This window comes from Pseudomonas sp. PDM02 (assembly GCF_014852285.1).
Taxonomy (GTDB): Bacteria; Pseudomonadota; Gammaproteobacteria; order Pseudomonadales; family Pseudomonadaceae; genus Aquipseudomonas; species Aquipseudomonas migulae.
Window position 1 is genome coordinate 88,621 of record NZ_JACVBL010000011.1, and the last position, 23,156, is coordinate 111,776.

Sequence of the window (23,156 nt, forward strand, 5' to 3'; positions counted from 1 at the left end):
CGGGACCGAGGTGCGGCCTTCGCGGGCAAGCCTCGCTCCTACAAGGGTTCCTTACATACCTGTAGGAGCGAGGCTTGCCCGCGAATCGATCTATCAAGCGCCGCTGGCCTGCGGTTGAATCAACGCCAACAACGTCCACCCCGCCGAAGGCTTCAACGGACTGTCCGGCGTCGCCACATGCACCCATCCGCTGTCATCGCGAGCGAACAGCAATGTCGCACGTTCCCCATGCAGCGCCCGGTAATCCTCCCAGCCAAAACCCTCCGTCAGAGTTGTGCTGTACAGCTCGGCACCCTGGTGCAGCAGATTAGCCAGTTTGTTGTAGGTCAGTTCCTCATTGCCCAGCAAACGCCCGCGATGTTCATGGCTGGCGCGGTGCTTGTCAGTGCGGTGGCTTTCCTGGCCACTGGCGAGACCAAAAAGTCGCTGATGGCCGAAATCGTGTCGAAAACGCATCGACGCCAACGCATTCAATTCGCCGGACGGCGACAATGTCAGCAAATGCCCAAGCCCGACCAGATCCAGATGAGCATCGGCATGCTGCGACGCCGGGTTACCAAAGTACGTCGGCAAACCGTCCATGCGCGCCGCGCGAATATTCTCCCAGCTCGAATCCGTCAGCAGCACTCGACAGCCCACTTGTTGCAGGGCTTTGCCCAAGGTACGTGCCGGGGCGTTGGCGCCGACGATCAGAAAGCCGCTGGGCGCCGGTTCGGCGACTTTCAGCAAGCGCGCCAATGGCCGGGCCGTGGCACTTTGCAGCACCACCGTGCCGATGATCACCGCAAACGTCAGAGGCACCAGCAGCAACGCGCCTTCGAGTCCGGCCTCATTCAGGCGAACGGCGAAAATCGCCGAAACCGCCGCCGCCACGATTCCGCGAGGTGCGATCCATGACAGCAGTGCCCGCTCGCGCCAGCTCAAACTCGAGCCTGCCGTGGAGAGCATCACGTTTAATGGTCGTGCAATGAACTGAATGATCAGCAACAGAATCAGCACCAGCGGCCCGAGGCCGATCAAGGCGTTCAAATCGAGTCGCGCCGCCAGCAAAATGAACAGCCCGGAGATCAGCAGCACGCTGAGGTTCTCCTTGAAGTGCAAGATGTCCCGCACATCCACGTCCTTCATGTTGGCCAGCCAGATCCCCATCAAGGTCACGGCCAGCAAACCGGATTCGTGCATGACTTGATTGGCAGTAATGAAAATCCCCAAGACCGCTGCCAGCGCCGCCAGGTTGTGCAGGTATTCCGGCAGCCATTGGCGCCGAATGATCGTGCCAAGCACCCAGCCGCCGGCAATCCCGAATGCGGTGCCGCACAGAATCACTCCGCCGAAGGTCAGCAGGCTTTGGCTCAAGCCGTCATCTGACGTACGGGCGATGATGAAGCTGTAGACCACCACGGCGAGGAGGGCGCCGATCGGGTCGATGACGATGCCTTCCCAGCGCAGGATGTTGGCAATCGAGGCTTTGGGGCGTACCACGCGCAGCATCGGTACGATGACCGTGGGCCCGGTGACCAGCGTCAGGCTGCCGAAAAGTATCGCGAGCAACCAGTCGAAACCCAACAGCCAATGCGTGGCGACAGCAATCACGACCCAGGTCGAGATCGCGCCAATCGTCACCAGCCGGCGTACGACGCTGCCGATTTCGCGCCATTCCGACAGGTGCAGCGTCAGGCTGCCTTCAAACAGAATCAGCGCCACCGCCAGCGACACCAGTGGCATTAGCAATGGGCCGAACATTTCCTGTGGGTCGAGCCAGCCCAGGATCGGGCCGACCAGAATGCCGCTCAGCAACAGAAACAGGATCGCCGGCAATTTCAGTCGCCACGCCAGCCACTGACACCCCAGTGCCGCCGCACCAATACCGCCAAAAGCCAACAGAATCTGTTGCTCGTTCATTGAGTCTTCCTGTTCCTTGAAGTAGCGGGCTATGAAAGACTAGCGGTGGTTTTTACTGTTCACCTTTTTTTCGCGCGCAGTCTCAAGACTGCATGTTTCGAGTGCCCATGCCTGCCATCGATCATCCACTGATAGACCAATTCCTCGACGCGTTATGGCTGGAGAAAGGCCTTTCCGACAACACTCGCGATGCCTATCGCAGTGACCTGGCCTTGTTCAATGGCTGGCTGCAGGAGAAGGGGCTGGAGTTGATCAACGCCGGTCGCGAGTTGATCCTCGATCACCTGGCCTGGCGCCTGGAACAGAACTACAAACCCCGTTCCACTGCGCGATTTCTCTCGGGTGTGCGTGGCTTTTATCGCTATCTGTTGCGGGAAAAGTTGATCGCGGTCGATCCGACGTTACGCGTCGATATGCCTCAACTCGGTAGGCCGTTGCCGAAGTCCTTGTCGGAAGCCGATGTGGAAGCACTGCTGAAAGCGCCGGACCTGAGTGAAGCGATAGGCCAGCGTGACCGCGCCATGCTCGAAGTGCTGTACGCCTGCGGTTTGCGGGTGACGGAACTGATCAGCCTGACGCTGGAGCAGGTCAACCTGCGCCAGGGCGTGCTGCGGGTGATGGGCAAGGGCAGCAAGGAGCGGCTGGTGCCGATGGGCGAGGAGGCGATTGTTTGGGTCGAGCGTTACATGCGCGACGCCCGTGGCGAGCTGCTCGGCGGGCGTCCCAGTGATGTGCTGTTCCCCAGTCAGCGTGGCGAGCAGATGACGCGCCAGACCTTCTGGCACCGGATCAAGCATCAGGCCAAGGTCGCCGGGATCGGCAAGTCGCTGTCGCCGCACACCTTGCGCCATGCCTTCGCCACGCACCTGCTCAACCACGGCGCGGATTTGCGAGTGGTACAGATGCTGCTCGGCCATAGCGATCTGTCGACCACTCAGATCTACACCCACGTCGCCCGGGCACGCCTGCAGGACCTGCATGCCAAACACCACCCGCGCGGATGATCACATTCCCTGCTGCGCGATCCCTGTAGGAGCGAAGCTTGCTCGCGAAAGAGGTCCGGACAACACGTTCATCCAGACAGCATGCGTTATCGTTGACCTCCTTCGCGAGCAAGCTTCGCTCCTACAGGGATCGCGGTGTTGTCTTGTCACCCCACATTCGGCCACACAGCCCTTATGTGGTAGGCTTTGTCGGTTTGTACGATGGGCGGTTATGACCCGGTGTTTCGGCACGGGCGTTCTGGTCGTCCCATTTGTCCGCCTTCAGGAGTTCTCATGCGTCTGACCCAGATTTTCGCCGCCGCAGCCATTGCGTTGGTCAGCACCCTTGCCGTCGCCGATGACGCGGCCGACAAAGCCATTCGTAAAAGCCTGGAAACCCTCCAGCTCGAAGTGCCGGTAGAAAGCATTTCCGCCAGTCCGCTGCCGGGCCTGTATGAAGTCAAACTGCAGGGCAGCCGCGTGCTGTACGCCAGTGCCGACGGCCAATACGTGGTTCAGGGCTACATGTTTCAGCTCAAGGACGGCAAGCCGGTCAACCTGACCGAAAAAGCCGAACGCCTGGGCATTTCCAAGCTGGTCAACGCCATTCCTGTTGCGGAAACCGTGGTCTACCCGGCCATCGGCGAAACCAAATCGCACATCACCGTGTTTACCGACACCACCTGCCCGTACTGCCACAAGCTGCATGCCGAAGTGCCTGAGCTGAACAAGCGCGGCATCGAAGTGCGCTACGTCGCTTTCCCGCGCCAGGGCCTGGGCTCGCCGGGTGACGAACAGCTGCAAGCGGTCTGGTGCTCGAAAGACAAGAAAGCGGCCATGGACAAAATGGTCGACGGCAAGGAAATCAAGGCCGCCAAGTGCGATAACCCGGTTTCCAAACAGTTCGCCCTCGGTCAGTCGATTGGCGTGAACGGCACACCGGCCATCGTTTTGGCCGACGGTCAGGTCATTCCGGGCTACCAGCCTGCGCCACAAGTCGCCAAACTGGCGCTGGGCGCGAAGTAAATTCGCATCGTCACGGCCAGCCTTTGACGATCATGGTCCGGCGGCAACATTTGCCGGGCCATTAATAGAGAGCCGCGAGCATGCGGCTGTTTTCACGGCCGGCCTTGAGTCGGCCGTTTTATGGGGAGTTCACAGTGAAACCGGTCAAAGTAGGCATCTGTGGGTTAGGGACCGTCGGTGGCGGTACCTTCAACGTACTTCAGCGCAACGCCGAGGAAATTGCTCGTCGTGCCGGGCGTGGAATCGAAGTGGCACAAATTGCCATTCGCACGCCAAAGCCTCAGTTCCAAACGACCGGTATTGCGATTACCAACGATGTCTTCGAAGTGGCCACGAACCCTGAGATCGACATCGTTATAGAGCTGATGGGCGGCTACACCGTTGCCCGCGAGCTGGTACTCAAGGCCATCGAGAATGGCAAGCATGTGGTCACCGCGAACAAGGCGCTTATCGCCGTTCACGGTAATGAAATTTTCGCCAAGGCTCGCGAGAAGGGCGTGATCGTTGCGTTCGAAGCGGCCGTGGCCGGTGGCATTCCGGTGATCAAGGCGATCCGTGAAGGCCTGTCCGCCAACCGGATCAACTGGGTCGCCGGCATCATCAACGGCACCGGCAACTTCATCCTCACCGAGATGCGCGAGAAGGGTCGCACCTTCGAAGACGTTCTCGCCGAGGCGCAGGCCCTGGGTTACGCCGAAGCCGATCCGACCTTCGACGTTGAAGGCATCGACGCGGCCCACAAGCTGACGATCCTGGCCTCCATCGCGTTCGGCATTCCGCTGCAATTCGACAAGGCCTACACCGAAGGCATCACCAAGCTGACCACGGCTGACGTGAACTACGCCGAAGCGCTGGGCTATCGCATCAAGCACCTGGGCGTCGCTCGCAGCACGGCGGCTGGCATCGAGTTGCGCGTGCACCCGACGCTGATCCCGGCCGATCGCCTGATCGCCAACGTCAACGGCGTGATGAACGCAGTGATGGTCAACGGTGACGCAGCCGGTTCGACCCTGTTCTACGGTGCCGGTGCCGGCATGGAGCCGACCGCTTCGTCGGTGATCGCCGACCTGGTGGACGTGGTTCGCGCCATGACTTCCGATCCGGAAAACCGCGTGCCGCACCTGGCCTTCCAGCCGGATTCGCTGTCGGCGCATCCGATCCTGCCGATCGAAGCCTGCGAAAGCGCCTACTACCTGCGCATTCAGGCCAAGGACCATCCGGGCGTGCTGGCTCAGGTTGCGAGCATCCTGTCGGAGCGCGGCATCAACATCGAATCGATCATGCAGAAAGAAGTCGAAGAGCATGACGGCCTGGTGCCGATGATCCTGCTGACCCACCGTGTGCTGGAACAGCACATGAACGACGCGATTGCCGCTCTCGAAGCCCTCACGGGTGTGGTCGGTCCGGTTGTACGGATCCGCGTCGAGCACCTGAACTAAGCCGTTATCGTTCACCGGGCCTGCGTGCGGGCCCGGGTTTGCGAACACTGTCCATTGGAGTCAGTCATGCGTTATATCAGCACCCGCGGCCAGGCACCGGCCCTGAATTTCGAAGACGTCCTGCTGGCCGGTCTGGCCACTGACGGCGGTCTGTACGTCCCGGAAAACCTGCCACGTTTCACCCAGGAAGAAATCGCTTCCTGGGCCGGCCTGCCGTATCACGAGCTGGCCTTCCGGGTGATGCGCCCGTTCGTCACCGGCAGTATTCCTGATGCCGATTTCAAAAAAATTCTTGAAGAAACCTATGGCGTGTTCTCGCACAACGCCGTGGCACCGTTGCGTCAACTGAACGGCAATGAGTGGGTGCTGGAGCTGTTCCACGGCCCGACCCTGGCGTTCAAGGACTTCGCCCTGCAACTGCTCGGTCGCCTGCTTGATTACGTGCTGGAAAAACGCGGTGAGCGCGTGGTGATCGTCGGCGCCACATCCGGTGATACCGGTTCGGCCGCCATCGAAGGCTGCAAGCACTGCGAAAACGTCGACATCTTCATCCTGCACCCGCACAACCGTGTATCTGAAGTGCAGCGTCGGCAGATGACCACGATCTTCGGCGAGAACATCCACAACATTGCCATCGAAGGCAACTTCGATGACTGCCAGGAAATGGTCAAGGCGAGCTTTGCCGACCAAAGCTTCCTCAAGGGCACGCGTCTGGTGGCGGTGAACTCGATCAACTGGGCGCGGATCATGGCCCAGATCGTCTACTACTTCCACGCAGCCCTACAGTTGGGTGGCCCGGCGCGTTCGGTGTCGTTCTCGGTGCCGACCGGCAACTTCGGCGACATCTTCGCCGGTTACCTGGCGCGTAACATGGGCCTGCCGATCAATCAGTTGATCGTCGCCACCAACCGCAACGACATCCTGCACCGCTTCATGAGTGGCAATCAGTACGTCAAGGAAACCCTGCACGCCACGTTGTCGCCGTCGATGGACATCATGGTGTCGTCGAACTTCGAGCGTCTGCTGTTCGACCTGCACGGTCGCAACGGCGCGGCGATTGCCGGGTTGATGGATTCGTTCAAGCAGGGCGGCGGTTTCAGCGTTGAACAGGAGCGTTGGACCGAAGCGCGCAAGCTGTTTGATTCGCTGGCTGTGGATGATGCGCAAACTTGCGAAACGATTGCTGAGGTTTACGAGCAGACGGGTGAGTTGCTGGATCCGCACACGGCTATCGGTGTGAAGGCTGCGCGTGAATGCCGTCGTAGTCTGGATATTCCGATGGTTATTCTCGGGACTGCCCATCCGGTTAAATTCCCGGATGCGGTTGAGAAGGCGGGTGTGGGTAAAGCGCTGGAGTTGCCTGTTCACCTTGCCGATTTGTTTGAGCGGGATGAGCGTTGCACGGTGTTGCCGAATGACCTTAAGGCTGTACAGGCTTTTGTCAGTCAGCATGGGAATCGTGGCAAGCCGTTGTAATCGGTTGGGGGCATATCCGTTGCTGCGGTAATGGCGGCTATTGGTTTCGCTTTTACAGCGAGTCACTTTCGAAAAGCGCGAAAGTAACCAAAGCGCTTTTGCCCCTTTCGTTCGGTGCCTCGCCTAGGCTCGGCATGCCCTCGCTCCGGTCCTGCTCCGTGGGCCCGCCGCCATCGGCCATCCATGGCCGGGGGCGGCTAACCCGGCATCCATGCCGGGTTGCCCACTGCGCAGAACCTCCACTCGGCCTCTCGAGGGGGCGACTACCGCCACAGCCGCCGAGGCGGCCTGAAAGCCGACCTGGCTCTCTGTTCGAACGCGTTGTTCTTCCCGGCTGCGCTCACCACTCCGAATCTGTACACCGCCCCCCTGTAGGAGCCGGCTTGCTGGCGATAGCGTCCATCCAGTCAATCAACAGGTGACGGATCCACCGCTATCGCCAGCAAGCCGGCTCCTACAGTTGATCGTGTACATTCAGAAACCTATGCATTTCCCCTGTAGGAGCCAGCTTGCTGGCGATGGGCGTCAACGATAACGCGAGCTGTCTGAATGAGCGTGTTGTCCGGTCGTTTTTCGCGGGCAAGCCTCGCTCCTACAGGGAATCGCGTTTGCTTTTGATTTCCACCACTCATTAGGCCGAGCGTTAGCTCGCCTTCCGCTTTTGATCTGAGCGCCCCCTCGAGAGGCCGAGTGGAGGTTCTGCGCAGTGGGCAACCCGGCATGGATGCCGGGTTAGCCGCCCCCGGCCATGGATGGCCGATGGCGGCGGGCCCACGGAGCAGGGCCGGAGCGAGGGCATGCCGAGCCTAGACGAGGCACCGAACGAAAGGGGCAAGAGCCCTTGGTTACTTGGGGCTCTTCCAAGTGACTCGCCGTAGGGGCGAAACCAATAGCCGCCCTCACCGAAGAAACGGATATTCACCCAATCCCAATCCCAATCCCAATCCCAATCCCAATCCCAACCAACCACCAAAACCCAAGCCATACACAAACCTGTCATCTACCCCATGCATGCTCTACCCACCAGAGACGCCGACGCGCCTGCACCTGGAATCCAGAACTTTCTTCTCGGGCCAATGGTCACTTAATGTGAACACGCCCCAGGCACTTTGTTTTCGGACTATTGAGTGGTGATCGAGATGGAAAGTATCAATCTATTGCTCGGTGAGGCTCTGAGCCCGTACCAGGTAACGTTGACCCCCTCGGGCGCTCACGGCGAATGCCTGGTGACACTGAAGGGCACGACCGGCGCCATCGTGGTCGAGCGGGAGTTCAATCAGGCCCAGTTGACCGACAAACGTCTGCTCACGGATGTGGTCGACGGCTTGCATCGCGATCTGATGATTGCCGAAGGACGCCTGGAACCCTGCGTTATCGCGGCATTGCGCAATGCTGCACAGGACAAGGTCGTGGCCAGCCGTAATTGAATTGTCTTTTGTGGGAACCTTCCCGGGCCAAGGTCAGTCAGAGCATGTAACAGCAGGATCAAGCATTGTGCTCCGGTGCTTGCAGTCGTGCTGCCACTGGTCTCTTTGTAGACCACGTTTAACCCCGAGATGTCTCCCCACTTCTCGGGGTTTCTTTTTGCCCGCGATTTGTCATTCCAGCGCCTGTTGCTCGAAATACTTCCTGGATTCTTCCAGATAGGCGTCGCGACTTTCCGGGTCGAGCCACGCGGCGTACGCCTCGCTCAAGCGATCGTGGGGCATTTTGCGCAGCAATTGATTGATCTCGACAATCGCCTGCCGGCCTTTGGGCGTGTCGGTGCAGCCGATGTAACCGGACAAGAATTTCTCGGCGCCGCGAATCGGGTAGAACTGCAATTCATCCTCGGCGATCCCTTGCTGTTGGGCCTGATAGCGGATTTCCGGGCGGTATCCCAACAGCAGCCGCAAGCGCCCCAGGCGTTGCATCTGCAACAGGCTGCCCAAGGCGTCGTTGCCGTAGTGCGGGGTCAGCGAGTCAGGTGGTGCCTGTTTGAGCAGCGCGTCGAGGTAATCACCGTAGTTACGCTCGGCGATAATGCCCAGCTTCTCGCCGCCGCTCGCCAGGAAGGCCGCCAGGTCCAGTTCACCGTCCTGGATGAAGGGGGCAAGCGTCTCACGGTCAACGCGCCGCACGGCCACGCCGTTACTCATGGCCCGAAACACCGGAATGGAAAACGCGATCCAGCGTTCGCGTTCCTTGCTCCGGTTCAGCGCCGCATCGCAGGTAAGGGACGGCTCGTGGAGCATTTGCAAGGCGCGAGCACGGTTGACTCGCATCAAGGTGTGTTCGTATTGCGGCATGCCGGCGATCAACAGCGGCAACAGTTGGTCGATGACGCCCAGGCCCTTTTTCGGTCCTTCGAAAATCGTCAGCGGTGGCAGATCCCGCAACAGCCAGATCATGGTTTCCTTGGGCTGCGCCATCGCCGACGAGGTCGGACCGATGAGCAAGGCTGTCGCCGCGAGCGCACACATCACCCTCCTGCCGTGCGACAGGCAGTCTGTGATGAGCAGCGAAAGCAGGCGTTTCAGCTTAGATGGCCCCGTCTTCACGCAGCTTTGCGATCTGTTCCTTGTCGTAGCCAAGATCGTTGAGTACCTGCGCATTGTGTTCGCCCAACTGCGGCCCGACCCATTGCGAACTGCCGGGTGTCTCTGAGAGTTTCGGCACAATTCCCGGCATCTTGAAATCTTTGCCGTCCGGCAGCTTTGCCTTCAGGAACATTTCCCGAGCCAGGTACTGCGGATCACTGAACATATCTTCGGCGCTGAATATCCGGCTGGCGGGGACGTCGGCCTGATTCAACTGCTCGATGACGGTGTCCAGCGGCAGTGCATTGACCCAGCGATCAATCACCCCATAAATCTCGTCGCGACGGCTGTCACGCCCGTCATTGCTGGCCAGCGCCGGGTCGTTGGCCAGGTCTTCACGGCCGATGATCAGCATGAATCGTTTGAAAATCGCATCGCCATTGGCGCCGATCTGCACATGTTTGCCGTCGGCGCTGGTGTGGATCGAGGAGGGCGTGATGCCGGGCATGATGTTGCCGGTGCGTTCGCGAATGAAACCGAACACGTCGAACTCCGGGACCATGCTTTCCATCATGGCAAAGATCGCTTCGTACAGCGCCACATCCACCACTTGACCCTGGCCGCCATTGACCTCGCGATGACGCAAAGCCATCAGCGCACCGATCACGCCCCAGAGCGCCGCAATCGAGTCGCCGATGGAAATCCCGGTGCGTACCGGCGGTCGGTCCTCAAACCCGGTGATGTAGCGCAGGCCGCCCATGGATTCACCGACCGCACCAAAACCTGGTTGATCCTTCATCGGCCCGGTCTGGCCGAAACCCGAAAGGCGCACCATCACCAGTTTCGGGTTCAGTGCGTGCAAGACGTCCCAGCCCAGACCGAGTTTTTCCAACACGCCGGGGCGAAAATTCTCGATGAGGATGTCCGCTTCACCGAGCAGCTTTTTCAGGATTGCCAGGCCGTCCGGGTGTTTCAGGTTCAAGGTCAGGGACTTCTTGTTGCGTGCCTGAACGAACCACCACAGTGACGTGCCTTCATACAACTTGCGCCATTTGCGCAACGGATCACCACCGTCGGGGGATTCGACCTTGATGACCTCGGCACCGAATTCGCCGCAAATGCGCGAGGCAAACGGCCCGGCGATCAACGTGCCCAATTCGATGACTTTCAGACCTGAGAGGGGTTTGGCGGTGAACGGCATGCTGGATCCTGTAGGACAAAGGCTTGGCTGATAGAGCGTTTTAGCACAGCCCGCCGTCAGTCGCTCAAGGTTGATGGCCGCGAAGCCTGCCGCATCGGTTAGACTTGCCGCCTTTCCACGTATCAAGAAGCCCGTTCATGGCCCAGCCGTCCACGACCTACAAGTTTGAACTGAACCTTACCGACCTCGACCGCAGCGTTTACGAGACGGTGAAGCAGACCATCGCCCGTCACCCTTCGGAAACCGAAGAGCGCATGACCGTGCGGCTGCTGGCCTACGCCTTCTGGTACAACGAGCAGCTGTCGTTTGGCCGTGGTCTGTCAGACGTGGATGAACCCGCCCTGTGGGAAAAGAGCCTGGATGATCGCGTACTGCACTGGATCGAAGTCGGTCAGCCAGACGCTGACCGCCTAACGTGGTGCTCGCGTCGCACTGAGCGCACCAGCCTGCTGGCCTACGGCAGCTTGCGCGTCTGGGAAACCAAAGTGATCCCGGCGATCAAGAACCTGAAAAACGTGCACATCGCTGCTGTGCCGCAGGAAGTCCTGGAAACCCTGGCCAAAGACATGCCGCGTGTTATCAAGTGGGACGTGATGATCAGCGAAGGGACGATTTTCGTCACCGACGACCGTGGTCAGCACGAAGTCCAGTTGCAGTGGCTGAGCGGCGAACGCGGCTGATTTTTCGCCACGTCATCCGGTTTTATCCTACGTATTCAAGAGAAGTACCTGTCACCCCATGCGCATCGAACCTCGCCTGTTGCCCGACACCCTGCCATTCCTCGGTGACCTGCCGCCGCTGCTGACCCGTCTGTACGCGGCGCGGGGCGTGGTTTCAGAGGCTGAACTGGACAAGAGCCTGGCGCGGCTGATTCCGTTCCAGCAGCTCAAGGGCATCGATGCAGCGGTGGATTTGCTGGTGACCGCGCTGGAGCAGCGTCAGCGGATTCTGATCGTCGGCGACTTCGACGCCGACGGCGCGACGGCCAGTACCGTGGGCATGTTGGGCTTGCGCCTGCTGGGCGCGGCTCACGTTGATTATCTGGTGCCGAACCGATTCGAGTATGGCTACGGCCTTACGCCCGAAATCGTTGAGGTGGCGCTGACCCGCACGCCGCAGCTGCTGATCACCGTGGACAACGGCATCTCCAGCGTTGAAGGCGTGGCGGCGGCGAAAAAGGCTGGCCTCAACGTGCTGGTCACCGACCACCACTTGCCGGGCGATGAATTGCCGCTGGCCGATGCCATCGTCAATCCCAACCAGCCAGGCTGTGGTTTTCCGAGCAAGGCACTCGCCGGCGTCGGGGTGATCTTCTACGTGCTGATGGCCCTGCGCGCGCGCCTGCGCAGCCTCGGCTGGTACGAGAGCAGGCCGCAGCCGAACATCGGCGAGTTGCTGGACCTGGTGGCCCTCGGCAGCGTCGCCGACGTGGTGCCGCTGGACGCCAACAACCGGATTCTCGTCCACCAAGGCCTCGAGCGAATCCGTGCCGGACGTGCGCGGCCGGGGATCAAGGCGATCCTCGAAGTGGCGAAGCGTGATCATGCGCGCATCACGTCTACGGATCTGGGGTTCATTGTTGGCCCGCGCCTGAACGCGGCGGGGCGCCTGGATGACATGAGCCTGGGCATCGAATGCCTGCTCACCGAAGACGCCGGGCTCGCTCGGGAAATGGCTATCCAGCTGGACGGCATGAACCAGGACCGCAAATCCATCGAGCAGGGCATGCAGCGCGAGGCGCTGGCCCAGCTCAAGGATTTGCCGGTGGAATCGATGCCGTTCGGCCTGTGCCTGTTCGATCCCGAGTGGCACCAGGGCGTCATCGGAATCCTCGCCTCGCGTATGAAAGAGCGCTATTTCCGTCCGACCATCGCCTTTGCCGATGCAGGCGATGGCATGCTCAAGGGCTCGGGGCGTTCGGTGCAGGGCTTCCATATTCGCGACGCCTTGAGCGTAGTGGCGGCTCAGCACCCAAATTTGATCAGCAAGTACGGTGGCCACGCCATGGCGGCAGGCTTGACCTTGCCGGAAGCGAATTTTCCGCTGTTCGCCGAAGCCTTTGACGCTGAAGTGCGTAGGCAATTGCGCGAAGAAGACCTGACCGGGCGACTGCTGTCGGACGGGACTTTAGCGGTCGAAGAATTTCACCTCGAACTGGCGCGTGCGCTGCGGCATGCCGGTCCTTGGGGGCAACACTTCCCGGAGCCGTTGTTCCATGGTGTGTTCCAGTTGGTCGAACAGCGGGTTGTTGGTGAACGGCACCTCAAAGTGGTGCTGAGAAGTGAATGCGGTTCGGTGAAACTGGACGGCATCGCGTTCGGAATCGACCGCGATATCTGGCCGAACCCGACCATCAAATGGGTGGAACTGGCCTACAAACTCGACCTCAACGAGTTTCGCGGGAATGAGACGGTTCAACTGATGATTGCTCACATAGAACCGCGTTGACGCTATCGCTGTAGGAGCGAGGCTTGCCCGCGAAGGCGATGTCCCTCGCGACGAATCTCTCGGAACCCTCCACCATCCCCCAATGTCGACTAGGCTCTAAGCACTGCTTGATTTTCCTTGTGACGTCTTGTCGAATTTTTTGCCCGCGGGGGCGGGTGCTGCACCTTTTTCCTGTCACTCGTCGACTTTCAAACAGAACCCTGGAGCCTGCCCACTGATTCGAGAGGTGCCCCATGAGTCTGCTGCTTGAACCCTATACCCTTCGCCAATTGACCCTGCTCAACCGCATCGCGGTGTCACCGATGTGCCAGTATTCGAGTGTCGATGGCCTGGCCAATGACTGGCACCTGGTTCATCTCGGCAGCCGTGCTGTCGGTGGGGCCGGTCTGGTTTTTACTGAAGCCACGGCAGTGACGGCCGATGGACGCATCACCGCCGAAGACCTCGGCCTGTGGAATGACGAACAGATCGAACCCCTGCAACGCATCACGCGTTTCATCGCCGCCCAAGGCGCTGTCGCCGGTATTCAGTTGGCCCACGCCGGGCGCAAGGCCAGCACCCATCGGCCGTGGATCGGCAAGCACGGTAGCGTCAAACCTGAAGATGGCGGCTGGACGCCGGTCGGTCCTTCGCCCATTGCGTTCGACCCACAGCACACACCACCGAAGCAGCTGAATGAGAGTGAAATTGCCGAGGTCATCCAGGCGTTCGTTGATTCAGCGAAACGGGCGCTGATCGCCGGTTTCAAAGTCGTCGAAGTTCACGCGGCTCATGGTTACCTGTTGCATCAATTCCTATCGCCCTTGAGCAATCAGCGGCGCGATCAATACGGTAGTTCGTTCGAGAATCGAATTAGGCTGGTGCTGCAAGTCACCGAAGCGGTGCGTGCGGTGTGGCCTGAGGAGTTGCCGGTGTTCGTACGGGTCTCGGCCACCGATTGGGTGGAAGACGGCTGGAATCCGGATGAAACCGTTGAACTGGCGCGTCGCCTCAAAGATTTGGGTGTGGACCTGATCGATGTGTCGTCGGGCGGCACGGCGGTCAACGCGGAAATTCCTACAGGCCCCGGTTATCAAACCCGCTTCGCCGAACGAGTGCGCAAGGAGTCAGGCATCGCCACCGGCACCGTAGGAATGATCACCGAGCCGGCCCAGGCCGAGCACATTCTGCGCACCTGTCAGGCGGACATTATCTTCCTCGCCCGTGAGCTACTGCGCGACCCGTACTGGCCATTGCATGCGGATGATGATTTGGGTGGACACAAGGCCATCTGGCCAGCGCAGTATCAACGCGCGACGCATCGGGATCAGCCGATTCATGAGTCGGATTTGCGTGACTGAGTAGCGTTGTGAAAACAAAAAGCCCCGATCGATGTGATCGGGGCTTTTGTGTTTTTGTGCAGGGATGTTTGTTGGCTGTCAGGCCATCTTCGCGGGCAAGCCTCGCTCCTACAAATTTATGTCGAGCTCATCATCCTCGTTCGACACAAACCTGTAGGAGCCGAGCTTGCTCGCGAAGAGGCCTGCTCAGACACTAAATTGCCCTCAGGTGTACTTACGCTTCTCCGGCGCCGGCGGGAAATACTGATACAACCAGGTCTCGCTCAACGTCCGGTCATTGGTGCGAATAAACAACCGCAGCTCCACCGGGGCCACACTGTCATTGGTCGGGAACCAGTCAAAGGTAATCCGGTAGCCCTTGATGTCATCCAGCACCAGCACGTTGAAATCCTTGACCTGGCCGTTGGAGCACGTCACCACCGGTTCGATGCCCGTACCTTGCGGCAAGCGATCCAGCCCGCCGCCGGTGAAGTCCACCGCAAACCGGCGCGCCCAGACTGGCGGGTAATGCTCGCCCGGCGCCCAACCTTCAGTGAAGCCGCCCATGCCCGAACGGGTCGCGTTGACCCGCGCCAGCGGCGTGCCGACCGGCGGCAAAGCGCTCCAGTACAGCTTGTAGCCGTAGTTCAGGGAATCACCGGCCGCGACCGGTTTCTTCGGGGTCCAGAACGCGACGATGTTATCCAGGGTTTCGCCGGTTGTAGGAATTTCCAACAGATCGATAGAGCCTTCGCCCCACGCGGTTGTAGGTTCTACCCACAGGCTTGGCCGCTTGCTGTACCAGTCGACGGTGTCCTGATAACTGGCGAACTCGTGGTCGGTCTGCACCAGGCCGAAACCTTTCGGGTCGGTGTCGGCGAAGGCATTGAATTGCAGGGTCGCCGGGTTGTTCAGCGGACGGCAGATCCACTCGCCGTTGCCACGCCACATCGCCAGGCGATCCGAATCGTGGATCTGCGGGTGGATGGTGTCGCACATGCGCCGCTCGTGGGTGCCGCAGCTGAACATGCTGGTCATCGGTGCGATGCCCAGTTGTTCGATGGCGGTACGCGCATTGATATGGGCGTCGACGGCCATGACGACCTGACTGGCCTGGCAATCGATATCGAAACGGTAGGCACCGGTGGCACTTGGCGAGTCCAGCAGGGCGTAGACCACGAAACGGGTGCTGTCCTTGTCCGGGGTTTCGAACCAGAACTTGGTGAAGTCGGGGAATTCTTCGCGCTTCTTGGCGTAGGTATCGACCGCCAGACCGCGCGCCGACAGGCCGTATTGGCCAGTGGCGTCTACCGCACGGAAATAACTGGCGCCGAGGAAAGACAGCACGTCGTGCCGGTCCAGTTCCGGGGCCTTGAACAGCTTGAACCCGGAGAAGCCCAGATCGCCCGTGAGCTGCTTGGTATCGACCGTGGTGTTTTCATAGTTGAACAGCGAAGGGCGGAAATGCACCTCCCGCGCCTGACGCGTCTTGGGGTCGACGCTGTACATGCGCACCGGCTGCTTGAAACCCATGCCGACGTGGAAAAACTGCACGTCCAGCTGGCCTTTCAAATCCTTCCACAGCGAATGATTACCGTCGTAGCGGATCGCGTTGAAATTTTGTGGGGTCATGGTCGCCAGGGTCGGCGGCAGCACCTGCTTGGTGTCCTGATAGCGGTTGCCGGCAAGCTGCTTGGCCTGGATTTTCAGGGCTTCGAAATCGAACGCCTGTGCCTCGCCGTCAGCCGTGCCATTACCGGCCCAGGCCCGCGCAGCCAACAGGCCGGAGGCAGACAAACCGGTGTAGGCAGCGATGGCCATGGACGCTTTGAGCAAATTCCTGCGGTGCATAAGTACAACCTGTCGTGAACAATCCCGCGCCGTTCCTGGCACGTGCTGGATCAGAAATGGAGGTTCGGACATGCCTTCGGCCAAACGCAACGGACTTTAAACAGATGCCAAATAGCTTAAACCGTTCGGTGGCAGAGCAAAAATGATTGATGGCGTGGCAGTGGCACCGCTATGAAACAAGACATTTCCGGTAAACGTTTCTCACAGAGATTTCTGATTTATGCGGCATTTCTGCTTTTTTTGACTAATTACTCTAAAAACCGCTTTTCAGCGCCAATTTACTTCCTATTCTATGGGCATGACCGGTTTCTGCCCTCAGGCCGGTGGGATTCAGTTGGCACGAGGTGACCGCTGAAAAAGGGTAGGGCGATGCGGTTTTTGCAGTTTTCTTTTTGACGTAGAGAGGGACATCGTCCATGTCGAAAGTACAAGGCATCACTGAAATGTTGGGGATCTTTCCGTGCCTGGGTATGGGGCGGCGAAGGCGCCGGCTTAATTCCGAGGAGTTGAAACTGGTGGAGCGGTATCGCGAGTTGTCGGAGAACGACCGGATTGCGATGCGGTATCTGGTGGATGCGATGCGCAGTGTTTCGCGGTTTTGAGTAAGAAACCGAGGGGCGGACTGTGAAGTCTGCCCCTTTTTCATGTGCGCCCTGCATGGGCGCAATCTTGCGGGTGCCGATCAACCGCTGAGGCTTTCGATCAGGCTTTCGAGCGCTTCAGTGATATTTTCATCCTGCGCCAGTTGCGCTGCTGCAGTCGCTCTGACTTGACGTGCCAAGCGGTATTCACTGGGCGTGCAGTTTGCGAACTGCTTGAAGGCACGAGCGAAGTAGGACGGATCCTTGAAGCCGGCCTCATAGCCGATGCTGGTAATAGGCATCTGGCTGTTGTCGAGCAGCTCTTTGGCGAAGTTCATGCGCTTGTTCAAGATGTAATCCGTGAAGCCAAGTCCATTGGCTTCCTTGAACAGGCGGCTGAAGCGAAATGTCGTCATGCCGCAGCGCTGCGCCAAATCCCTTTGATCGATGCTGTCTCGAAAGTGCTGTTCGATGTACAGCATGACATTGCTCAGCGCCTGGTGTTTTTGGTGCCCTGAGGTCAGCCGGATACTGTCCGGCAGGGTTGGGGAGTGGTCGATCAGCATCGTCTTGCGCAGGTCGGTCACATTTCGGCGCAGCTCGCAGAGCTGAACTACAGCAGTCAGGTAACGACTCTTCTCTGTGAGCGAGAGCGGGAGCACCATGTATTCCCAGACGCTGGAACGCATGGCCCAGACGGCCAGTTCCTCTGAGTGCTGCACGGTGAACATGGTGATCGGGATGCCCGGTGTGCTGCGCTTGATCTCCAGCAACAGCCTCAAGCCTGGTGTGTCGGGGCGATCGAAATGCATGCAGATCATGTCCGCCTGTTCCCCGATGGGCAGCGCGGAGTTTTTCGCCAGTTTGCAGTCGCAGGTACCCTCGAACTGTGCGATGAGTTCTTTCGTGGATCGATCATGAGTCAGATCGAACCATAGGAGCGATGGCCTTTTGGTCAAATTGGACGTCATGTCTCTACTCGGCAGGTCTGATTGACTCTCTACTCGCTAGTATTGCCAATACGCCATCACTTTGCAGATTGAATCCTTATAAAAACGACGAATTTCAGATCTGTTCGATCTATGTGTTTCCTGGAAGGCTGCCCGGGCCGAGTGTTTGCGGGTGTGTTGTCGACGAACCCGGGTTTAACCACTTGTCGCTTCTGAATCAATGGCAATTGCCGTTGCGTTTCAATGCCTTGTTTACCCCTCTCGCGACTTCTGCAAAGGCCAATGAACCGTATCCGGCCGCTGCGCAAAAAAGTCCTAACGATGTGCAAAATCCTCCTAACGCCTATGCCTGCTTACTGACTAGGGTTGCATCAGGCAGCACAGAAAGTTCTGCCTCAGAAACACAACATTTGAGTGAGGTGGCCAAAATGATCATGCAAACAATCAAGGCTTCGGTAGTGAAGTTCGCCAAAGACGAAGACGGTCTGACCATTGTGGAATACGCGGTGGCCGGCGGATTAATCACGGTAGCTGTTGCCGCAATGTTCACTCTTTTGGGCGGCGCGGTGAACACCAGAATCACAGCGCTGTGCGCTGCGGTCAAAGGCGCTGCCTGCTGATGACAGTAACCCACTGTGGTGGGGCGCGGTGATATCCACGGAGCAGCCGGTTTTACAGTTTCTCTGATCGACCGGCAACTCAATGAACTTCGCGCAGACCCCGCCAATGTATTTTCTGAGTCGTATGACCGCTGAAACGAGGTACTAAAAAATGAATCTGCAAACAATCAGAACTTCAATTACCAAGTTCGCCAAAGATGAAGATGGCCTGACCATTGTGGAGTACGCGGTAGCCGGTGGCTTAATTACGGTAGCGGTTGCCGCAATGTTTATTCTTTTGGGTGGCGCCGTGAACACCAGGATCACAGCACTGTGCGCTGCGGTCAAAGGTGCCGCCTGCTGATGACAGCCACCCGTTGCGGTGGGGGCGCGGTGATATCCATAGAGCAACCAGTTTTACAGTTTCTCTGATAGACCGGGCAACTCAATAGACTTCACGCTGTCCCCGCCAACGTACTTTCTGATCCATATCACGGCTGAAGCGAGGTATACAAAAATGAATCTGCTAACAATCAGAACTTCAATCACCAAGTTCGCCAAAGATGAAGATGGCCTGACAATTGTGGAATACGCCGTGGCCGGTGGATTAGTGACGGTAGCGGTTGCCGCAATGTTTATTCTTTTGGGGGCCGAGGTGAACACCAGGATTACAGCACTTTGCGCAGCGGTCAAAGGTGCTGGCTGCTAACGATAATCCCGGTTAGGGGGGGACGCGCCATGTCCATGGAATTGTTGGTAATGACTGTTTTACTGCTAGGACTATTGGGCGTGGCGGTGGTGAGCGATCTGCGTCGCCACCGCATTCCCAACATGCTGGTCCTGTTGGGCCTTGCCCTGGGACTGGGCGGTCAAATGTATTTAGGTGGCGTCAGCGGATTGGGTGACAGCCTGTTGGGCATCCTGGTCTGTTTTGCACTGTTTCTGCCGATGTACGCCTTGGGTGGCATGGCCGCCGGCGACGTCAAGTTAATGGCCATGGTCGGCAGCTTTTTACCCTTCCATTTTGCATTGTGGGCTGCCTTGTTCAGCCTGATAGCCGGTGGCGTGTGCGGTTTTTTGATTGTGCTGTATCGCGGCCAGCTGCTTCAGACCCTGGGACGTTATTGGTTGATTCTGAAGGCGCAGGCCTATCTGGCGCCAACTTCAGATGAAGTAGCCAGCAAGCCTTTCCCTTATTCGATTGCAATATTGATAGGCACTTTAATCAGCGTCTACTGGCAACTGGTTGCCGGTGGATTCGGAGGCTAGTCATGCACATCATTGTCGATAGTGATGCCTACCCCAGCGCTCGGGGCGCGGTGCAACGACTGGCTCCCCAGCCGTGCACAATCCGCGAAACTGGACTGACAGACAGTTTCCTCGGCGAGTTGGTATGCAAGCACTTGTATGACGCTGGCGTGCTGGACATGCCGCGGCTGGTGGAGCGCCTGGCGCTGACCGGCGCCGTACTTGATGAAGTCCTGGCGTTTCTGCGCAAGGACGGTCGTGTCGAAGTGCTTGGCCAGTTGGGGTCGCAATCGACAAGTGGGCAAATGCTGCGTTATGGCCTGACCGAACGCGGTCGCAGCGCCGCCCGCGATGCCTTGTCGCGCAGTGGCTATATCGGTGCGGCACCCTTCCCGGTGGACACCTACCGGTCCCTGATCAAACTGCAAACCATTCACCATGGTCGCATCAACGCCAACGATATGCGCAATGCCTTTGCTGGCGTAGTGCTTACCGACAGCATGCTCGATCAGTTAGGTGTGGCGATGAACTCCGGGCGCGCCATTATGATTTATGGCCCCGCGGGTACTGGCAAGACCTACATCAGCCGTCGGTTGATCCGTCTGTTCACCGAGGCCATCTGGGTACCTCATGCCATCGTTATCAACGAGTCCGTGATCGAGATCTATGACCCGCAAGTGCATCAGCGGTTCGAAGATAACGTTCAACAGAACAATCTGATGCTCAACGAAGGGATCGACCGTCGACTGCTGCGCTGCAAACGCCCGATCGTCGTCACTGGCGGTGAGTTGAGCATGGAGCAACTGGACGTTCGCTATGACACTAACACCCGTCAATACCAGGCTTCTTTGCAGCTCAAGGCCAGCAATGGCCTGTTCATCATCGATGACATGGGGCGTCAGCGCATGGCACCCGCCGAGCTGTTGAATCGCTGGATCGTCCCGATGGAAGAGAAGTGCGATTTCCTCAACCTGGGCGGCGGTCGGCATTGCGAGCTGCCGTTCGATCTGATTCTGGTGTTTTCCACCAACCTCAATCCCCTGGAGTTGGCCGATGAGGCCTTTCTTCGCCGGATTGGCTACAAGCTGCAATTCGGTTATCTGAAGCCTGAGGAGTACGAAAAGATCTGGCGTCAGGAAAGCGAGCGTCTGGGCGTGCCTTATGACCAGTTGCTGGTGCGTTATGTGCTGCAAAGGCTTTATGCAAGTGAAGGCATGCCCCTGGTGCCTTGCCATCCCCGCGATCTCCTGAGCATGGCGCTCGATCGTCAACGTTACATGGGCGGTTCCGGACCACTGTCACCGCAAGAGTTGGAATGGGCCTGGCACAACTACTTCGTCCAGCTCGACTTTCTTTGATACGGAGATACTGACATGAGCTCTCGTACTCTTTCCCTGATAGGCGTTTCCCTGGTCATGGGCCTTGGTGCTGCATGGATGGCCGACTCCTGGCTGAGCGCCCGGCTCAATGCCAGCCCGGATGATCACCTTCGAAGCGTAGTGGTCGCCACAGTAGAGATTCCATTCGGGCAGATGGTCGAGGCTCAGCAGGTCACGACCGTACGCATGCCCATGGATACGATCCCGGAAGACGCCTTCGACTTGAGCGAAAAGGCTGTGGGCAAGATCGCAACGTTCGACATTCTGAAGGGCGACATTGTGCGCGGTGCGCGTCTGAGCGAGCACTTGGGTGGCAGCACTCTGGCTTCGCTGATTGCGACAGACAAGCGTGCCATCTCGGTACGGGTGGACGATGTGGTCGGTGTGGGCGGGTTCCTGTTGCCGGGTAACCGGGTCGATGTACTCGCGACCAAAACCACCAGTGCCGGCAGCAACAGCGCCGTGTCCAGGACCATCCTCGAGAACTTGCGGGTATTGGCGGTGGACCAGACGGCAGGTACCGACAAGACCCAACCGGTGGTGGTGCGTGCAGTGACGCTGGAAATGACGACCGCAGAGGCTGAAACCCTGGTCACGGCGCAAACGGAAGGGAAACTGCAATTGACCTTGCGCAATCCGCTGAACTCCGAGAAAAAAATCGCGGCCGTTGCACCTGTTGCGCCTGTCCCACCGGTCATGACGGTGGCCACCGCCACGGTGCCAAAACGCGTGGTGCAACGCAGCGGCGGCGAAAGTGGTGGGGCTGTCACCGTCATCCGCGGGGTCGAAACCAAAGTAGTCAACATTCGCTGACAGGGCGTAACAGGTCCTGGACACCAGGTCTTGGCGGAGCCGATCCGCATCAGTATTGGCAAATGAGGGCTTGATGATGAATCGTCGTATTCAGCAGCCGTTCACTGCGACGCCAAGGCGCCAGAAAGGATCGGTGAGTGTATTGATGGTGATCGCGTTGGCGGCGATTGGCATGGTGGCCGCACTGGCTTTGGACGGCGGGCACATGATGCTGAACAAAACGCGCTTGCAGAATGCGGTGGACGCCGCGGCCCTGAGTGGTGCCAAAACCCTGAGTCAGGTGGAAGGTGGAGTCAATATTGCCAGTACGACGCGCACTGCCGCACTCAATACGCTGACGCAAAATGCGAATGCCACGGGCAACACAGAATTGGCAACGGCGGTTGGTGGCAACGCAGCCACATTCGCGGTGGTGGAATTGGCAAGCAGTGTCTATGGGCCGTTCTCCTATCCCGGGCCAGCGAATGCCAAATACGTTCGGGTATCGGTACCGAGCTATAACCTGACCGGATTTTTCTGGAACTTCGCCCAGGTATTCGGTTCTGGCGGTCTGGGGGCCAAAGCGGTGGCGGCAATCGCCACTGCCGGACCCAGCCCTACCAGTCCTTGTGATCTCGCACCTTTGATGGTCTGTGGCGACCCGACTCAATACAACCCTGGCGCTGGCATGTTCTGGGGCTTCCAGTTTGGTGATTTGCAGGTATTGAAGACGGCTGCCGGCAATTCGTCGCCCATTGGTCCAGGCAATTTTCAGTTGCTCGATTTTGGTTCGGGCGGCAGTACGGTCAGGGAGGACCTGGCCGGAGGTGGCAAGGTCTGCCGCACTGTGGGGGACAACGTCCAGACCGCACCTGGCAATAAGGTCGGCCCTACCTCCCAAGGCTTGAACACACGCTTCGGCATCTACAACGGCCCGGTCAGTGCCTCGGACTATCCGCCGGACATGGTGACCGCGTCCAGCAACCCCGCGATCACTTACGACGACTCGGTCACACCGGCACAGGCGAAGTACAAAGGGAAAACCGTCACCTCGAGCAACGGCAATCTCACGGCGGGCAGCGACGCGATATTTGACTACAACGACTGGCGCACGAGCGTTGCCGGGTGTGTGGCAGGGTCTGGCAGTGGTTGTGAGAGCCATGGCGTGTTCGAGCGCCGGATGATGAAAATTGTGGTGGGCAACTGCACTGGCAAACAAGGCGGTTCAACCTCGATCCCTGTCCTCGGTTTTGGCTGCTATTACGTGGTGCAACCAATGGATGGCGGTGGCGGGGACGCTCAGATCTTCGGGCAGTTCGTGAAGGAGTGCGAAGGCGACAACGTGGCCGGCCCTACGCCGTCAACCGATTCCGGCCCTCAGATCATCCAGCTCTACAAAACCTATCTCAACGGCAGCGGTACTCCGAGCACTGACTCATAGGA

General features: G+C 58.9%; 21 protein-coding genes. 16 read left to right on the forward strand and 5 right to left on the reverse strand.

Annotated features, from left to right (window positions below; all coding sequences use genetic code 11):
- Positions 1-93: 93 nt before the first annotated feature.
- The gene (locus IB245_RS20055; RefSeq protein WP_192228457.1) at positions 94-1,902 is read right to left on the reverse strand and encodes a cation:proton antiporter; all 1,809 of its coding nucleotides are present in this window, start codon (positions 1,900-1,902) and stop codon (positions 94-96) included.
- Between the two features lie 107 nt (positions 1,903-2,009).
- Between IB245_RS20055 and xerD the strand changes: the two genes are divergently transcribed.
- The 5 genes from xerD (at position 2,010) to IB245_RS20080 (ending at position 8,253) form a co-directional block, all read left to right on the forward strand.
- A complete protein-coding gene (gene xerD / locus IB245_RS20060; RefSeq protein WP_008025604.1) occupies positions 2,010-2,906 on the forward strand; it encodes a site-specific tyrosine recombinase XerD in 897 nt (298 codons plus the stop codon).
- Between the two features lie 273 nt (positions 2,907-3,179).
- Complete coding sequence (gene dsbC, locus IB245_RS20065; protein ID WP_192228458.1) at positions 3,180-3,911, forward strand: bifunctional protein-disulfide isomerase/oxidoreductase DsbC; 732 nt, start codon at positions 3,180-3,182, stop codon at positions 3,909-3,911.
- A 134-nt stretch (positions 3,912-4,045) separates the two neighbouring features.
- Complete coding sequence (locus tag IB245_RS20070; RefSeq protein WP_032828598.1) at positions 4,046-5,350, forward strand: homoserine dehydrogenase; 1,305 nt, start codon at positions 4,046-4,048, stop codon at positions 5,348-5,350.
- Between the two features lie 66 nt (positions 5,351-5,416).
- Positions 5,417-6,826 carry a threonine synthase gene (thrC, locus tag IB245_RS20075; RefSeq protein WP_008025609.1) on the forward strand — a complete coding sequence of 470 codons (1,410 nt, stop codon included), beginning with the start codon at positions 5,417-5,419 and terminating at the stop codon, positions 6,824-6,826.
- 1,139 nt (positions 6,827-7,965) lie between these two features.
- Positions 7,966-8,253 (forward strand): DUF3509 domain-containing protein, encoded by a 288-nt coding sequence (locus tag IB245_RS20080; RefSeq protein ID WP_192228459.1) that lies wholly within the window; start codon positions 7,966-7,968, stop codon positions 8,251-8,253.
- Between the two features lie 171 nt (positions 8,254-8,424).
- On the opposite strand, the gene IB245_RS20085 is transcribed toward IB245_RS20080, so the two are convergent.
- Entirely contained in the window at positions 8,425-9,288 is an 864-nt protein-coding gene (locus IB245_RS20085) for a TIGR02285 family protein (protein WP_008042362.1), read from the reverse strand.
- A 58-nt stretch (positions 9,289-9,346) separates the two neighbouring features.
- Positions 9,347-10,546: a CaiB/BaiF CoA transferase family protein gene (locus IB245_RS20090; protein ID WP_192228460.1), complete on the reverse strand. Its 1,200-nt coding sequence runs from the start codon at positions 10,544-10,546 to the stop codon at positions 9,347-9,349.
- A 137-nt stretch (positions 10,547-10,683) separates the two neighbouring features.
- On the opposite strand from IB245_RS20090, the gene IB245_RS20095 reads away from it, so the two are divergent.
- The 3 genes from IB245_RS20095 (at position 10,684) to IB245_RS20105 (ending at position 14,334) form a co-directional block, all read left to right on the forward strand.
- A complete protein-coding gene (locus tag IB245_RS20095) occupies positions 10,684-11,226 on the forward strand; it encodes a YaeQ family protein (RefSeq protein WP_007944886.1) in 543 nt (180 codons plus the stop codon).
- Between the two features lie 58 nt (positions 11,227-11,284).
- Positions 11,285-12,994, forward strand: coding sequence for a single-stranded-DNA-specific exonuclease RecJ (recJ, locus tag IB245_RS20100; protein ID WP_192228461.1), 1,710 nt, complete (start codon positions 11,285-11,287; stop codon positions 12,992-12,994).
- Positions 12,995-13,227: 233 nt separating this feature from the next.
- A complete protein-coding gene (locus IB245_RS20105; protein ID WP_008029680.1) occupies positions 13,228-14,334 on the forward strand; it encodes an NADH:flavin oxidoreductase/NADH oxidase in 1,107 nt (368 codons plus the stop codon).
- Positions 14,335-14,538: 204 nt separating this feature from the next.
- Here the strand turns inward: IB245_RS20105 and IB245_RS20110 are convergent, their stop codons facing one another.
- Positions 14,539-16,164 carry a glucan biosynthesis protein D gene (locus tag IB245_RS20110; protein ID WP_008029682.1) on the reverse strand — a complete coding sequence of 542 codons (1,626 nt, stop codon included), beginning with the start codon at positions 16,162-16,164 and terminating at the stop codon, positions 14,539-14,541.
- A 416-nt stretch (positions 16,165-16,580) separates the two neighbouring features.
- Here IB245_RS20110 and IB245_RS20115 point away from each other — a divergent pair, with 416 nt between their 5' ends.
- The gene (locus IB245_RS20115) at positions 16,581-16,766 is read left to right on the forward strand and encodes a hypothetical protein (protein WP_008029684.1); all 186 of its coding nucleotides are present in this window, start codon (positions 16,581-16,583) and stop codon (positions 16,764-16,766) included.
- A gap of 80 nt (positions 16,767-16,846) precedes the next feature.
- Here the strand turns inward: IB245_RS20115 and IB245_RS20120 are convergent, their stop codons facing one another.
- Complete coding sequence (locus tag IB245_RS20120; RefSeq protein WP_008042359.1) at positions 16,847-17,716, reverse strand: response regulator transcription factor; 870 nt, start codon at positions 17,714-17,716, stop codon at positions 16,847-16,849.
- 407 nt (positions 17,717-18,123) lie between these two features.
- On the opposite strand from IB245_RS20120, the gene IB245_RS20125 reads away from it, so the two are divergent.
- The 7 genes from IB245_RS20125 (at position 18,124) to IB245_RS20155 (ending at position 23,154) form a co-directional block, all read left to right on the forward strand.
- The gene (locus IB245_RS20125) at positions 18,124-18,315 is read left to right on the forward strand and encodes a Flp family type IVb pilin (protein WP_008042358.1); all 192 of its coding nucleotides are present in this window, start codon (positions 18,124-18,126) and stop codon (positions 18,313-18,315) included.
- A gap of 151 nt (positions 18,316-18,466) precedes the next feature.
- Positions 18,467-18,658, forward strand: coding sequence for a Flp family type IVb pilin (locus IB245_RS20130; RefSeq protein ID WP_008042357.1), 192 nt, complete (start codon positions 18,467-18,469; stop codon positions 18,656-18,658).
- 153 nt (positions 18,659-18,811) lie between these two features.
- Positions 18,812-19,003, forward strand: coding sequence for a Flp family type IVb pilin (locus IB245_RS20135; RefSeq protein ID WP_008042356.1), 192 nt, complete (start codon positions 18,812-18,814; stop codon positions 19,001-19,003).
- Between the two features lie 29 nt (positions 19,004-19,032).
- Positions 19,033-19,563 (forward strand): prepilin peptidase, encoded by a 531-nt coding sequence (locus IB245_RS20140; RefSeq protein ID WP_008029694.1) that lies wholly within the window; start codon positions 19,033-19,035, stop codon positions 19,561-19,563.
- Between the two features lie 2 nt (positions 19,564-19,565).
- Complete coding sequence (locus IB245_RS20145; protein WP_008029696.1) at positions 19,566-20,900, forward strand: hypothetical protein; 1,335 nt, start codon at positions 19,566-19,568, stop codon at positions 20,898-20,900.
- A gap of 15 nt (positions 20,901-20,915) precedes the next feature.
- Positions 20,916-21,734, forward strand: a complete 819-nt coding sequence (gene cpaB / locus IB245_RS20150; RefSeq protein WP_192228462.1) for a Flp pilus assembly protein CpaB — start codon at positions 20,916-20,918, stop codon at positions 21,732-21,734.
- Between the two features lie 73 nt (positions 21,735-21,807).
- The gene (locus IB245_RS20155) at positions 21,808-23,154 is read left to right on the forward strand and encodes a TadE/TadG family type IV pilus assembly protein (protein WP_192228463.1); all 1,347 of its coding nucleotides are present in this window, start codon (positions 21,808-21,810) and stop codon (positions 23,152-23,154) included.
- Positions 23,155-23,156 lie beyond the last annotated feature (2 nt).